The 15,062-nt window shown below is 44.6% G+C and carries 12 protein-coding genes; 2 read left to right on the top strand and 10 right to left on the bottom strand.

Features of this window, described 5'->3' with window-relative positions; genetic code table 11:
- Window positions 1–15 precede the first annotated feature (15 nt).
- The 10 genes from wbaP to rfbA form a co-directional block, all read right to left on the bottom strand.
- A complete protein-coding gene (gene wbaP / locus AC15IQ_RS01820; RefSeq protein WP_483176934.1) occupies window positions 16–1,539 on the bottom strand; it encodes an undecaprenyl-phosphate galactose phosphotransferase WbaP in 1,524 nt (507 codons plus the stop codon).
- A 99-nt stretch (window positions 1,540–1,638) separates the two neighbouring features.
- Window positions 1,639–2,613: a glycosyltransferase gene (locus tag AC15IQ_RS01815; protein ID WP_483176933.1), complete on the bottom strand. Its 975-nt coding sequence runs from the start codon at window positions 2,611–2,613 to the stop codon at window positions 1,639–1,641.
- A gap of 35 nt (window positions 2,614–2,648) precedes the next feature.
- Entirely contained in the window at window positions 2,649–3,755 is a 1,107-nt protein-coding gene (locus AC15IQ_RS01810) for a DegT/DnrJ/EryC1/StrS family aminotransferase (protein ID WP_483176932.1), read from the bottom strand.
- 82 nt (window positions 3,756–3,837) lie between these two features.
- Complete coding sequence (locus tag AC15IQ_RS01805) at window positions 3,838–4,788, bottom strand: NAD-dependent epimerase/dehydratase family protein (protein ID WP_483176930.1); 951 nt, start codon at window positions 4,786–4,788, stop codon at window positions 3,838–3,840.
- Window positions 4,789–4,806: 18 nt separating this feature from the next.
- Window positions 4,807–6,090 carry an ATP-binding protein gene (locus AC15IQ_RS01800; RefSeq protein WP_483176929.1) on the bottom strand — a complete coding sequence of 428 codons (1,284 nt, stop codon included), beginning with the start codon at window positions 6,088–6,090 and terminating at the stop codon, window positions 4,807–4,809.
- Window positions 6,081–7,058: a hypothetical protein gene (locus AC15IQ_RS01795; RefSeq protein WP_483176927.1), complete on the bottom strand. Its 978-nt coding sequence runs from the start codon at window positions 7,056–7,058 to the stop codon at window positions 6,081–6,083. The genes AC15IQ_RS01800 and AC15IQ_RS01795 overlap by 10 nt, the downstream gene beginning before the upstream one ends.
- Window positions 7,055–8,254 (bottom strand): ATP-grasp domain-containing protein, encoded by a 1,200-nt coding sequence (locus AC15IQ_RS01790; RefSeq protein ID WP_483176926.1) that lies wholly within the window; start codon window positions 8,252–8,254, stop codon window positions 7,055–7,057. Before AC15IQ_RS01790 ends, AC15IQ_RS01795 begins: the two co-directional genes overlap by 4 nt.
- A gap of 11 nt (window positions 8,255–8,265) precedes the next feature.
- Window positions 8,266–9,321 (bottom strand): sugar-transfer associated ATP-grasp domain-containing protein, encoded by a 1,056-nt coding sequence (locus tag AC15IQ_RS01785; protein ID WP_483176925.1) that lies wholly within the window; start codon window positions 9,319–9,321, stop codon window positions 8,266–8,268.
- A 122-nt stretch (window positions 9,322–9,443) separates the two neighbouring features.
- On the bottom strand, window positions 9,444–10,487 hold the full coding sequence (gene rfbB, locus AC15IQ_RS01780) for a dTDP-glucose 4,6-dehydratase (RefSeq protein WP_483176924.1): 1,044 nt from the start codon (window positions 10,485–10,487) through the stop codon (window positions 9,444–9,446).
- Window positions 10,488–10,491: 4 nt separating this feature from the next.
- Window positions 10,492–11,406: a glucose-1-phosphate thymidylyltransferase RfbA gene (rfbA, locus tag AC15IQ_RS01775; RefSeq protein WP_483176923.1), complete on the bottom strand. Its 915-nt coding sequence runs from the start codon at window positions 11,404–11,406 to the stop codon at window positions 10,492–10,494.
- A gap of 380 nt (window positions 11,407–11,786) precedes the next feature.
- On the opposite strand from rfbA, the gene AC15IQ_RS01770 reads away from it, so the two are divergent.
- Together AC15IQ_RS01770 and AC15IQ_RS01765 are read left to right on the top strand one after the other, a co-directional pair.
- Window positions 11,787–11,972, top strand: coding sequence for a hypothetical protein (locus AC15IQ_RS01770; protein WP_483176922.1), 186 nt, complete (start codon window positions 11,787–11,789; stop codon window positions 11,970–11,972).
- Window positions 11,973–12,005: 33 nt separating this feature from the next.
- Window positions 12,006–14,828 (top strand): phosphoenolpyruvate synthase, encoded by a 2,823-nt coding sequence (locus AC15IQ_RS01765; protein WP_483176920.1) that lies wholly within the window; start codon window positions 12,006–12,008, stop codon window positions 14,826–14,828.
- Window positions 14,829–15,062: the final 234 nt, after the last annotated feature.

Here is a 15,062-nt window from a genome sequence, read left to right as displayed (position 1 = left end):
AAAGACTGCTCCTTGCTAGTAGGCCCCTTTTCTGCTTAAGACCACGCCTACGGTTCGAAATAACAAGGAAATATCCAGCCACATCGACCAATTGCGGACATACCACGCTTCCATTTTTAGTCTGCCGGCAAAATCAATTTCATTTCGGCCGCTTACCTGCCATAAACCGGTAATGCCCGGATTCGCCAGCAGAATAGTATCAACATACACGCCCATGTTTTCCTTTTCGCGGGGCAAATAGGGACGAGCGCCGACCAGACTCATTTCACCCTTGAGCACATTTATTAGTTGCGGAAGTTCGTCCAGACTGAACTTCCGCAACCATTTGCCGACTCTGGTTACCCGGGGATCATCCCCTTTGATTTTGGCATATACTTGCCACTCCTCCAACGCTTCAGGATTGTCATGCAAGAATTCCTCTAATATCTCATCATTATTCATAAACATGGTTCTGAATTTATAGCACCTGAATTCTCGTCCATGTCTGCCGATCCGTCGTCCCATATACAGTGCGGTTCCCTTTGAATCCAGCCGCACTGCCAGAGCCAGACCGATTATTAACGGCAGCATGACTAGGAGCATTATGGAGCCCACGGATATGTCAAATAAACGTTTGGCGATAATATTGATGCGGCTGGCCAGGTTATTGCGGGTGCGAAACGCCAGGATCTGTTCATCAAAGAAATAATCAACTTCTCCGCCTATTACCGGGATGCCCAAAAGGTCGGGGACAATTAGGATCGAACGCAAATAGGGCTGCAAACTGTTATTCAGTTTGACAAGTTCGCCTCCTGGCAAGTGGGGTATAGCAATTATGGCGGTTTTAACCCTGGTTTGGTGTAGTATTTGCGCTATATCCTGCACCTGTCCCAATAGTGGTATTTCCCGCCCGTTAACCATCACCGGAGCATGTTGACCGTTGTTATCGACAAATCCCACCAGGGCATAACCCACATACCGGTCCTTGATCAAAGCCTGGGCCACTTCTCGGCCAACTGGATCTGAACCTATGATAATTACCGGTTCATGCCATATCTTAAGCCGCGCTAACAACGTTTTTGCAGCGTATCTGCTTATAGGCAATATTATCAAACTGAGCCCATACGCAGTAACCACTACTGTTCGGGAAACTTCTCCACCCATCTTGGTCAACGAAACCGCCGCCAGCATCAACAGAAATGCCAGCGAAACTGCCGCTATCAGCCTTTTTGTTTCCCTCCAGAAGGTAAGTCTTCGGGTATACAGCTTCTCATAGGCAATGCATATTATTGTTATCAGTATCACCCACCAAACCTTGGCGGATAGATCCGGGGGGATCTGCGCGGGGAAGATATCAGCAAACCTTGGCAGTATGTACAGTCTTATCTGCAGGCTGATCCAAAATATCAGGAGCAGGGTTGCTATATCTGTTATTAACATGCCAAACACAGCCAGAGTCTTAAGCCAGGGCCGGTTGGTCCCGATGGCCGGTTTCGTCCTGGGAGCGTTTTGACGAGCAGTATCGAAATCGGTCTCGATTTTGTCTAAAGCATGATTCATTGTTCTCCCTCACCCTACAAACTTGCTATGTTCTCTAACGCCACAAGTCTTGCCACTTGGTATCCGCCCTGTACTGGCGGCTTGCCCTCTCGCGATATATTACTTAACTGCCATTTTTGATACTATGTGCTTTCTGAATATACGCAACTTTTCGTAGAGCCCTGGAAAGTATTTATATAAAAGAATCAAAGCCACCACATATAGCCCAAGTTGCTCATAATACTTCCGGTATTTAGGTTCCTTCAGCCTGGCAATATTTCCTTCGGTAAGCAGAAGCAATAATTCGTTTTCGGCCTGGCGTGTTTTTACACTTTCGGTATAGCGATAATTGGTATATCTATCAAATTCATTTATCATTTCCATCATTGCCAGTCTGAATTCCCTTTTTTTCTGGTTCGAAGCTGAAATTCGGCTTGTCCATGATCCTTCAACACCAGTACGGTAAGATGACATTACATCGTTAAGATAATAAACCGACCCTTGACTGGCCAGATAGAGTGTCAAGGGAACATCTCCAACAGGGGCACGCCAATAGAATTCAGGAGGTGATTGCATACATTTTTTAGGGAAAAAGAGTGAGTTGGTGCCAAGAAAGCCACCTCCAGTGATCAGGTCTTCGATCGGCACAATGCAGTTGTTTTTATATGGCGCTATTATTCTGCCGGTTGGCTTGCCATCATGTTTAACAACCTGGACTGCATGAAAGCACATACTGCAATCAGGATGCTCTTCCATGTAGTCAGCTTGCTTCTGCAGTTTCAAAGGATCAGTCCAATAATCATCCCCTTCGCATAAAGCTATATACTTACCCTGCGCACGGGGCAGATTAAAAGTGGTGTTATTCTTAAGCTTCTTGGCATACTGGTTTTCGGTTTGGTATATTGGCTTGATAATATCAGGAAATCGGCTTTTATATGATCTGATGATATTTGCGGTATTATCGGTTGAGGCATCATCATAGATCAGTATTTCATATTGAAAATCCGTCTTCTGCATCAAAAAACCCTCTAGTGCTTCAGCAATATATTTTTCATGGTTATACGTAACGCAAGTAATGCTGACAAGAATGGCCAATTAAAACCCTCCGCATTTAAGGACTGGTACTCTTGTTATTTAGACGCAATTGATTGTTTGATCAAATCCGATATGTACTCTACATCATTGCTTTCAAGTTCCGCATATAGGGGAAGGCATAATACTCTGCCCGCCACGTCTTCTGCCACCGGCAGCTCGGATGAATTCACATAAGGGAGCCTGTTTAACAGAGGATAAAAGTAACGACGCGGAAATATGTTGTTATTATTGAGCGCCTTTTGGGCCTTTTTCAGGCTGGCTTCATTGTTAAACAACACCGGGTAATAGGCATAATTATAATTTGTTTCCGGAGGTATCAGAGGGCGAGTCAAACCACAATTCGCCAGGTGATGGTCGTATTGAGAGCATATGTATTGTCTCCTGGCAATGGCCTGGCCCACAGTTGGCAGTACACATAAACCGAGTGCAGCATGGAATTCTGACATCTTAGCGTTTATGCCTACTTCATCAAAAAATGCTTCCGGTCCATTTATGCCAAAGTCACGCATCCTTTTCATCTTTGCCGCCAACTCATCGTCATTACAGATAACCGCTCCGCCTTCTCCAGTATAGAAGAGTTTAGTGGCGTGAAAGCTGAGGGTCGAAACATCTCCAGCAATCAGGAGAGGTCGCTTTTTATAGCTGACCCCAAAGGCATGAGCGCCATCGTAGATCACTTTTAATCGATGTTTATCGGCTATTTCCTGTATTTGCTGCACCTCACAAGGGATGCCATAAATATGAGTCGCCAGGATAGCACTGGTGGAAGGTGTTATCAATGCCTCAATTTTAGCCGGATTTATGCATAGGCTGCGGGGGTCGATGTCCGCGAATATCGGCTGGCATCCTTCCCACGCAATTGCCGAGCTGGTAGCTACAAAAGAGAAAGGAGTGGTTATGATCTCTCCTTTTAACTGCAATGCTTTGATGGCAATCTGCAAGGCTTGAGTCCCGCTGCCCACCAAAAGGCAATGCCTGACCCCCAGGTATGATTGAAGCTCGCCCTCCAGTTCCCTGACCAGGGGGCCGTTGTTGGTCAATTGTCCCCGCTCCCAGATACCCTCGATATAATGTATATATTTCTGGATCGGGGGGAGGGCAGTTTTTGTCACTGGAATACAAGCATGCTGATATTTATGCATTGGTTTGCCTTTCGTATTTTACTAGAAGCCGATCATATTACGGATTATCCTCGATCCTAAACCCTTCGAACACACGCGCATGTCAACTCATTTTCCATTCTCTTATATTGGATTCCCTAGTAAAGTAGCTGAATAGGGACGCTATGGTATCCCTTATGTTATATCGGGGTGTCCATCCGGTATCTTCAAAAAATAAACTTGAATCCATTCCCACCATTAACTCGGTATCGGCAGGCTGTATTATTAATTTGATTGGTTTATCTACGTAGTCTTTTGCTGTATCTAATACAATGCTGGCTATTTGCACGATACTGTTTTGCTGATTGCTTCCCAGGTTATATACCTGCTTCCACCTTGCCGGATCAGACCACAATAAGGCCAGAATTCCGTCGACTGCGTCATTAATATCAATATAGGAGACCACCTGTTTCCCGCCCATGATAATGATATCTTCAGCCATTAATGCCTTAACTACCAGTATAGACACCAGTTCCGGCCGGAGGTTGGCTTTTCCCCCGGTTATACTGGCTAAACGCAGATTGGTAATATTTGTTGTGCCACCACTAAGGTGTTTGGCATTTCTCAATAAAATCTCAGTTGAATATTTAGCCAGGCTATAGGTATTCCTGGGAGCAACAGGCGTATCTTCTTTCCACAATGGTTTGCAGGCCTGGCCATATACTCCTTGAGACGAAATATTTATTATGTTTGGCACCTTATTTTTTGCAGCATTGACGAACAACTCATTGGTATAGTCGAGGCTTTGGGCTATATCCTGATCTGATCTGTTTTTTCGTGCAAATGCACAATGGATGATAGTATCAAACTTGTGCCAAGGCAGTTTTTGGTTTCTAAAATCACCCCAATCAAAGCATTGCACTCTGTTGCCATAAAGCGATACAAGTTTCTCTTGCTTTGAAGTTAAGGCCATTATAGAATAATTGGTTTGCCGGCACATTTGCTCTATTAAAGCTCCACCCAGGAACCCCCCGGCACCAGTGATCAAAACAGACTTGCTAATTTCTTTGCGCATAGTGTATAAATACCGACCTTAAGATATATTTAAAAATTCCTTGGTATCAAACCCATCCAGAAGCATATTTTCCCCGTCTTCCGAAAATACCTGGAAAGATCGATTTATTTCATCCATGATATCAACCAGCTTTTCCCGGTTTTCCGCTGATGCAAACACTCTGAGGATCACCTGCTTCAGTGTGCCCCGGGCTGACAGCGGGATGGTATCCCCTTCGTCATAAGCCGGCACCACATCTATTACTGCTTTTAAGGCTTTTATTCTGTTTATACCGATTATCTTTCCAATTGTCCCCGGCTTCGATAAAAAGGTGAGATTACATCCCCATTCTTTATAGTTCGGGTTCAGTAAGGGTTTGATAGGTTTATCATGCATTGATCCGGTTAAAGCGAAATGTATCATCATCTGCAGAGGATCAATGCCATTCAATGCGGAGATAATTTTATATTCCAAAGATCCAGTCAGGCGATATCCCATTTCATAAAAGGTAAATTTGTCATCCCCCACAAACATCTGTATAAAAACTACTCCATTGCGCATTCCAATCGACTCAAACATCTTAACCACTATCGGGTCGAGTGTTTCTTGATACCGCTTCAGATGTTTAGAGGGAAAAGTATAGGCAACCGGCAAGGGGATAGTATCCTCTTGCACTTTTTTAACATGTCTGTCTGCCATTGAACTGAGACAGACTACACCATCTTGAATGATATAAAAAGCGGTTGCTTCTTTACAGTCCATATATTCTTCAACCAGTACTTTTTTGCGAGGCGAGAATAACAAGGATTTTTCCAGGTTTATTAGCAGCTCATCCGCGTCTTTGCAAATATATATACCTCTTCCTCCGCTATTATCGGCAGGCTTGGTCAAGACCGGATAACTTAACTGGGTCAGGCTGTGCAAATCAAACGGGTATGGAAGTCGATAGCCCTTAACGGTCGGTATGTCAAAGGCTTGACACAGTTCTTTAAATTGGATTTTGTTAGTTGCCAACTCAAATTGCTTTTTGGTGCCATAACAGGGGATCCCAGCCTTTTCGCAAATCTCCTGATAGTATGGTAACATCGAATCAATGAATCCGGTTATCATACCATCGATCTGCTCTTCTTTCAGCAGTTTTACCACTGCCCCAACATCGGTAGTACTAACCATAAAACTTTTATCGGCGATCTTTTTCCCGGGGGAATCCTCCAGATAATCAGTCACTAGAACACAGACTCCTTGCTGCCTGGCTTGTTTGATTATCTCACCCGATAGCCTGGTTCCCCCCAGTACCAGTAGTTTTTTGCCTCTTAAATCCAATCCCTATCTCCCTTTCCTGGGACAGCTTTTTCAATGCAGGTCAACATATGTTTCATATCCTCAAGATTATACCTTTGATCACAAGGGAGGGGCAGGATATTAGTGGTAAAGTCATATTCAATGCTTCCGACTGGTATGTTGGTGAGCACACTGGGCCAAAGCAAAGGGATATAAATCTTTTTATCGGCCAGTCCTTTTCTGATTGCAGAACCATTCTTAACATAAAACGGATACGCAAAGGGTCCCTCCGGGTAAATCGGTTTCAGCTTATTTAGTCGCCGCAACTTACTGTCCAAAAAGGCATAGTTTTCATTGCGGATGCGACACACCTGTTCATAATCAATCGCCCTTAACAGATTGCGAGTCAATTTGGACATGATTCTCAAAGGCTCCGTCTTTAAAGACTCTTCATTCTGCCGAAACTGCTCGTAGAAGTCTGCCGCCGCCCCTTCATAACGCCCTAAAATATGCGACATCCTTTTATAGGAGACATCAACTTCCAGGTTATCTGATAACGAAACCTCAGTTGCCAGGTACGCACCGTCTGGCACCCCGAAAAACTTCCGGCAGGAATATATAGTATCGATTCCTGGCAAGGGCCTTTGAAAAAAGGCCTGGGAATTATCCACAATGATTCTAATAAACTGCTCTTTTAGACCAAGAATCCTCTCCGCCGTCAATTGCCCGAAATAGTTCACTACGTACAGGTATTCGTTATCTGTAAGGAGCTTATTAAATCTAGGCATAAAATGATCATCAATACCGTAATATTCGATTTCATAATTATGGTTTATACATAATTGGCTTACCGAGTTACATAGATAAAACGGTAAGTATAGCTTTTTGATCTGTTTAGCCCGCAGTAAATACAAAAGAGCATTTCTGCCTGTATTAAGGGCGATCAGATCGCCATAGTATTCGCTGCCATGGATGGCTTCTAATCCTAAATAACCCCCAATTTCCCTCACGTGCGATCATCCTCAATGGTTACCCGGATCCAATCGTCCGGGTGGTCCAACATATCTAACATTTGGTCAACCGCTGCAAATCTCATAATCAAAATTCCGATGGCTGCTCTGGAATCTGTAAAAGCGGGGACGTGATCGCCGATTTTGCTATGTATATAAGCTTCGACGATGTGATCCTTTTTAATTTCTTCTTTTATCCATATGTCTTTCAGGATGCCGCTTTTGTTGCTGTGGATTGCATAATAGCTCCAGCATCCGTCAGGTTCAGCCATTTTGACAGTGGTGCAGTCTTCTCCTAAAGCGGCTTTTACGGTATATTCAACCATATCGATACCAGTTGCATACTTGGTCACCTGGGGGATATAATTACCACCATTCCTGGGCCCGATCTCCATTAGATATACCTTTTCATCTTGGCCGACACGGATATCAAAATTGTAGGCACCGGTTTTCATATCCAGCAAAGTTAACAGTCGCTGGATTTCCCGGTGGATTTTGTCTTGAATGTGCCGGGGATGTTGGCAGGGAATGCTAGCTGCCATTGGAACCAGGCCGCCATTGAAATGGTCATTGGCAAAACAGCGAAATACCAGCTGCCCTTCAATGGAAAAACCATCGCCAGCCACTTGATAACCCGTCTTTTCAACGTATTCCTCGATAATAAAGCGCTTCGACCTGGAAAAGGAAAGCGCGGAATTGACTGTCGATTCCAAATCCTTGGTATCGTTAAGCAGGCTTACGCCTTTGCTCCCCGACGAGTCGACCGGTTTGATGATCACGGGAAATCGATAATTAGCCAAATCGGCTTTGGCATCTTCAATGGTTTGGTATCCTTTAGCTATTGGTGAACAAAAGTCATGCTCCCTCAAAAAGGCCCTGAATTTCTCCTTATTGGTGAGTATTTCGATAGACTTATAAGGATGAGCTGGTAAGCCCATTTGTTCTGAGACATAAGCGGCAGTAAGTGCAGCCGGATCTGAAGCGTAAGCAACTACGCCATCTATATGTTCCTTTTGAGCAACTTCGAGTACGGCTTCTTGATTTGTAGTGCTTACACAATAAAACCTGTCTGCATAATACTGCCCGGGATTGTCTGGCAGATAATCACATAATACCGTGTGATAACCTTGTGATCTGACATGCTTAATAACCGCTAGCTGTTGGTTTGAGCCACCTAATAACAGTATTCTTTTCATTTAGGCTACCTTCATCTATTCTTGGCATCTTTTAATATTCTCTTGAAAAGCTTTGGCGCGGCTTTAAACTTACCAAAGAAATACCTGGCCGCATTCTCCTCAAGTAAGAATGGATAATAATATGATAATACAGTTGGTGAAGTCAATGAATTAAGTTCAATTATCTTAAAAGAATTATCGGTCATTATTATGTCGAAACCGACATAACTGATTTGCGGTAAATAATCCGAGATGTCTTGAAGGGTTTTTATCAAATGATGCCATCCCGGCAGGTTTATCTCCAAGTCCTCATTGGTATCAGGATGAAATTTAATGCTTATAAGGCGATTGTTAGATATATAGTAAGGTCTGTAAATGTTCCCGTTTTCATGATTGACTCCTGCAAAAATCCCGCCAGCAGACGGAGTCTCCAATACACCGCTTTGTTTTGTCCCAAATCGTATTAAGCTGCCCATTATTGTTGCTGGTTCATTTCCGGAATTCCTTATCAATTGGACTCGCACTGTATTCGGGGTGGCACCATAAATGGCCTTAAGGGTTGGGTGGGCCAACACATACTCGGTAATCAAATATCCTTCTAACCTGCCCACTAAATCTCTTAGCTCAGGCAAGGTGACCAGGTTCATATTCACATAAAAAGCACTATCCTCATAGGTCAGACGGAAAAAGCCCTTCCCTAAAGATCCTGCAATCAATTTGACGGCCAGATTACCTTCTCTTTTGAGCAACTCAATAACACCGTCAACATCAGGGGCAATATCATCCGGGCAGTCCATCATCCTCGCCAATTCATTACGATTTAGCAGGAAATAATACCTGGGAAGATACTGGTCAAAGGGGGCCAGGAGATATTTTATTATCAGTTTGTCATCGATCCATGTGGTGTATTGACCGTTTAAAGGATGCAGTCTATAGTAATCGAAATCCGGAATATGGTCACGGTAATTGGCTTCGGTTATGCCATAAGTCTTGACCCGCATGCTTAAGAAACCACGTTTATAGGCCCACAGCTTTTCTCCCAGACTGGTATCCTGGCTGAATATATCCTTAGTTAGCTGTTTCAGCAACAATTTGATCCCTAGAATAGACAACTTACCTCGGCGGTTTATATGCCTTAGAGCATTCTTTCCTGAATATAGATTCATAAAAATCCCCTGATTTTTGCTCCGATGATTCCAGTGCAACATGATTAGTTAATTGCCTCGGTCTCCCTGTTCAGATACCAGTCAATTGTCTTTTTGAGGCCGCTGGTAAAGCTTTCCTCAGCCTTCCAATCCAGTTCGGTCTCTATTTTACAAGCATCTATCGCATATCGATGGTCGTGTCCGGGGCGATCAGTGACAAATCTGATCAGCTCTGCAAAGCTTTTGATGCCGATGGTCTTCAATCTATCGGATTTAACCTGATCGAGCAGACCGCAGATGGTTTGCACAACATGCAAGTTACTATGTTCATTTCTGCAACCGATATTGTACGATTCACCGGCACGCCCTAGATGATATACTCTGTCGATGGCTTTACAGTGGTCCAAAACATAGAGCCAATCGCGAATGTTCATGCCGTTTCCGTATACAGGAATAATCTCTCCCGCAAGGGCTTTGCGAATTATAGTGGGGATAAGTTTTTCGTTATGCTGGCGGGGGCCGTAATTATTGGAACTATTACTTATCACTGTATTAAGCCCATAGGTTTGAAAATAGCTTCGTACAATTAAATCTGATGCGGCTTTACTGGCACTATAAGGGCTATTCGGTGCGTAAGCAGTTTGCTCTGTAAACAAACCGATTTCTCCCAGACTCCCATAGACTTCATCGGTTGAAATATGATGAAAACGTGATCCTTCATAGTCGGCTTTATATTTACCAGGAGATTCCATCCAATAATTGCGAGCTACATCCAGTACGGTAAAGGTGCCTTCTACATTGGTTTTAATAAATACACCAGGATCAGTAATAGAATTGTCTACATGTGACTCGGCAGCAAAGTGAATCACGCCCCGGATGTCATATTGCATAAAAAGGTATTCCAGCAACTCCCGGTTGCAGATATCACCTTTTACCAGTTGATAACGGTTATCTGCCTTCTCTGGATTATCAAGATTAGCAGCGTAGGTTAATTTATCCAGGTTAATGATATAATAGTTGGGATATTTCCCTAAAAAATACGGTATGAAGTTTGAGCCGATAAAACCGGCTCCTCCGGTTACAAGTATGTAAATAAGTCTTTGGTGCATTATTTTACCATTGCCTACTTTCGCGCATCTTTTCGCCCCAGAAAGGGCGTATTCCACTATTTGCTATGGTTATAAGGTATTGGCCATAATCATTTTTCTTCATCGATTCTCCAAGTAATAATAGCTCACCCTTATTTATATAACCCATATAATAGGCTATTTCTTCGAGACAGGCTATTTTAAATCCTTGGCGATTTTGTATGGTTTCTACAAATAGGCTTGCCTGAATCAATGAATCAAAAGTACCGGTATCCAACCAGGCAAATCCTCTGCCCAGAACTTCCACATTGAGCAGATCATTTTGCAGATATACACGGTTTACATCGGTTATTTCAAGCTCGCCCCGGGCTGAAGGCTTCAGCTCTTTGGCGATTTGCACTACATTATTATCATAAAAATATAAGCCGGTAACGGCATAATCTGATTTGGGTTCGGCGGGTTTTTCCTCCAGGGATATCGCTCGCTTCTTTTCATCGAATTCTATCACGCCAAAATGATGAGGGTCCTTTACCCTATATGCGAAAACTGTTGCACCCTTTTCTCGTTTAACAGCACGCCTTAACATAGGAGTGAATGCTTGCCCATAGAATATGTTATCGCCTAGAATCATAGCTACCGGTTCATTCCCAATAAACTGTTCTCCGATAATGAATGCCTGGGCTAGCCCCTCGGGGGAATGTTGTTCAGCATATGTAAATGATATTCCTATTCTGTTTCCATCACCTAATAACTGCTTAAATCGGGGGATCTCATCAGGTTTCGAAATAATTAGAATATCCCTTATACCTGCCAGCATAAGCACCGAAAGCGGATAATATATCATCGGTTTATCATATATCGGTAATAATTGCTTGGATATGCATTGTGTTATTGGGTACAGGCGCGTACCATTGCCTCCGGCAAGAATTATTCCTTTCAAATATTATCCACCTCTTTTTACTTAATAGGTCGTTTATATCACTAATACATAAATGTCTTAAATTATCCGATTTTTGTAACTTTTTTGATTATGTTCCACTCCTATTATATATCAATCGCTGCAGAGGTTTTTATGAATCGCAGCGAACAATCTAGTATTTATGGCATTGTTAGTCTCCTTTGGCACGGAAACGATATACCGGCAATTGGATGGAAGCACCGCTCCTTTGCTACCTTCACCATATAATTAAATTTGTCCAAATACCCTCTTTTCATCTCAGATTGACTGTTCAATACCTCAGCTCATCTGTATTCGACTGATCTTTTGGTATACGCTTTTCTCGACTCGAGGATTTTAGAAATAAAATTGCCTTTGATGGCATGGATACCTCCAAGTTCAAGGACAATATTGATATAAAGCTGGTTAAGATGCTTACCTGGATTGGTGAGGGATATAGCACTAAATTATCAGGTGAGGGCGAAATCGATTATAATGCCTTATCCAAAGAAATGAACGAGTGTTTGGATTTGCTTAAAAATAACTTCTACAAAGAAGAATATATATGATCTTGATACCGGCAAAATGGAAGGAGAATATGTATGAATTCATATGTACTCGGCTTTCAGGACATCGACAGGACCAAGCTGGCCCTGGTAGGGGGGAAAGGCGCCAACCTGGGGGAGCTATCAAGAATTGAGGGAGTTCAAGTCCCAGAGGGCTTTTGCGTTACCACCCTGGCGTATAAGGAACTTATTGGCAATAACCAGGAGTATAACGCGCTGATGGATCAGTTGTCCCTGCTAAAAGCAGATAACCGGGAAGGGATTGGCGAAATCAGCGCAATAATCCGTCAGGTCATCGAGAGCACCGAGATTCCGCCAGGGATTGATAAGGAGGTTTCTCATCATCTGGCCCAACTCGGCGAAAATAATGCCTATGCGGTACGATCCAGCGCAACTGCGGAGGATTTGCCGACGGCTTCCTTTGCCGGTCAGCAGGATACCTATCTAAACGTTATTGGAAAAGGTTCCATACTAAAACACATCAGCAAGTGCTGGGCATCGCTGTTTACTGACCGGGCTGTAGTCTACCGCATCCAAAACGGCTTCGATCACCGCAAGGTCCACCTGTCCGTGGTCATCCAGAAGATGGTTTTTCCAGAGGCAGCGGGGATCATGTTCACTGCCGACCCCATCACCTCTAACCGGAAAGTATTATCCATCGATGCCAGTTTCGGGCTCGGTGAGGCCCTGGTCTCCGGTCTGGTAAACCCGGACATCTATAAGGTCCGTGAGGGCAGAATCATTGATAAGAAGATTTCGACCAAGAAGCTGGCTGTTTCTGCCTCAAATGGCGGAGGAACGGAGGAGTGGAAGATTGAGGCCGACCGGCAGAAAATGCAGACCCTGAGCTACGAACAGATTTTACAGCTGGAAGGCCTGGGCCGAAAGATTGAGGCTCATTTCGGCTATCCCCAGGACATCGAGTGGTGCCTTATACGGGGACATTCCTCCGCGGGAGGTGTGTCCCCATTCCTTAGCGGACATTCCTCCGCGGGAGGTGTGTCCCCATTCCTTAGCGGACATTCCTCCGCGGGAGGTGTGTCCCCATACCTTAGCGGACATTCCTCCGCGGGAGGTGTGTCCCCACACCTTAATGGACATTCCTCCGCGGGAGGTGTGTCCCCATACCTTCATGGTAGCTTTTTTATCTTGCAGAGCCGGCCTATTACCACCTTGTACCCTATACCAGATGTGCAGGATGGAAAAAACCATGTGTATGTGTGTTTCAGCCATCAGCAAATGATGACCGATGCAATGAAACCCTTGGGGATATCATTTTTCCAGGTAGGGTTTGATGATTTTCCCCTAATTCAAGCCGGAGGAAGGTTATTCATCGACCTGGCTCATGATATGGCTTCTCCCCTGGGAAGAAAAATGGTACTTATGGCGGCTAACCAAATGGACCCTCTCACGCTTAACGCCGTCAAGACCATAATGAAGCGCAAAGACTTTATGAACTCCTTAGCACGCGGCGAAAGGGCCCTCAGAATGGGATCAGGGTATTTCTCCTGGGCCTTGCCGGTTCAGTTTATCAAGATATACCGCAGCAACGACGCAGCCATCGTTGAATCTCTGATATCCCGTAATGAGGAGTCTACTAGAAACCTGCGGCAGAGGATTGTCAACCTGTCGTCCGGGGAGGAACTGTTTGACTTTATTATAGAGGCTTATAAGCAACTAAAAGCAGACATGTATGATGCGCAGGGCATGGCAGCGATTTATGTAGGAGTATATGCGGTGAGTTGGATCAATAAGTACATGGAAAAGTGGCTGGGCGAAAAGAGTGCAGCAGATTCACTTTCCCAGTCGGTAGCCCACAACGTCACCTCTGAAATGGGGCTGGCCCTGTTGGATGTAGCCGACGTGGTCAGGCAGTATCCGGCGGTAATGGAGTATTTTAAACAGGCCCATAACGAGACTTTTTTTGAGGATCTGGCTAAATTGGAAGGCGGCACTGCGGTCAGCCAATCCATACGAGATTATCTGGAGAAATACGGTATGCGCTGTCCCGGTGAGATCGATGTCACCAGGCCTCGCTGGAGCGAACAGCCCACTATGCTCGTCCCCATGATTCTCAGCAATATCAGGAACTTTGAGCCAGGTGCCCATAAAACCATATTCGAGCAGGGGCTCTTGGAAGCCAGGCAGAAGGAAGAGGATTTGATAAACCGTTTAAAACAGCTGCCCGGTGGCAAACAAAAGGCCAAAAAGACAAAGCGGATGATCAGCCTTCTGCGCAATTTCACGGGCTACCGGGAATACCCCAAGTATTTAATGATCGGACGTTTCTGGGTTATCAAACAAGCCCTCTTGAAAGAAGCCGACAAGCTGGTGCAGAAGGGAGTTATCCGGGAGAAGGGGGATATCTACTATCTGTCTTTTAAAGAACTCCGCGAGGTGGTTAGGACCAACCAGCTGGATTACAGCATCATAAGCCGGCGAAAAGAGGAACACCAGTTTTATGAGAAGCTAACGCCACCTCGGGTTATGACCTCCGAGGGGGAGGTTGTACAAGGGGAATACGACAACACGAAAATTCCGTCTGGGGCTTTGGCGGGTATACCGGTTTCATCCGGCGCTATTGAAGGCCGGGCTCGGGTCATCTTAAGAATGGAAAATGCCGACATAGAGGAAGGTGATATTTTGGTCACCACTTTTACCGACCCGAGTTGGACACCGGTTTTTATATCCATAAAGGGCCTGGTGACGGAAGTAGGCGGGATGATGACCCACGGTGCGGTAATTGCCAGAGAATACGGCCTGCCGGCCGTTGTCGGAGTGGAAAATGCCACCAGGCTGATTAAAGACAGACAGCGGATTCGGGTGAACGGGACAGAAGGATATGTAGAAATCCTTTAGGTGCATTTTAAACCGTAAGAATCCAAGTCTGGCTAGGCGTTTGTACAACCGAGTCGATGCCGCTGGCTGTTCGCGTCTTTGCCGAAAAACGGCCATTGACATCTATTGTTGAAACCATACGCAGATTGCTGTACCAACAGCTGGTAGGCAATTATGGGTTGCCTTGGTGTGGTGCCCGGGAATAATGATAAAAGCCTCTTCATTGCCATGAGGGTATGTAGACGCCAAGTGCGA

Origin of the sequence: Syntrophomonas sp. DTU019 (assembly GCA_913757435.1) — a bacterium.
Classification (GTDB): Bacteria; Bacillota; Syntrophomonadia; order Syntrophomonadales; family Syntrophomonadaceae; genus DTU019.
This window is presented reverse-complemented; position numbering and strand designations above follow the sequence as displayed.

Coding starts and splice junctions, on each gene's coding strand:
- AC15IQ_RS01805 (WP_483176930.1), bottom strand. CDS start 4,788: ATGCGCAAAGAAATTAGCAAGTCTGTTTTGATCACTGGTGCCGGGGGG.
- AC15IQ_RS01790 (WP_483176926.1), bottom strand. CDS start 8,254: ATGAAAAGAATACTGTTATTAGGTGGCTCAAACCAACAGCTAGCGGTT.
- rfbB (WP_483176924.1), bottom strand. CDS start 10,487: ATGCACCAAAGACTTATTTACATACTTGTAACCGGAGGAGCCGGTTTT.
- AC15IQ_RS01810 (WP_483176932.1), bottom strand. CDS start 3,755: ATGCATAAATATCAGCATGCTTGTATTCCAGTGACAAAAACTGCCCTC.
- AC15IQ_RS01770 (WP_483176922.1), top strand. CDS start 11,787: ATGGATACCTCCAAGTTCAAGGACAATATTGATATAAAGCTGGTTAAG.
- wbaP (WP_483176934.1), bottom strand. CDS start 1,539: ATGAATCATGCTTTAGACAAAATCGAGACCGATTTCGATACTGCTCGT.
- AC15IQ_RS01765 (WP_483176920.1), top strand. CDS start 12,006: ATGAATTCATATGTACTCGGCTTTCAGGACATCGACAGGACCAAGCTG.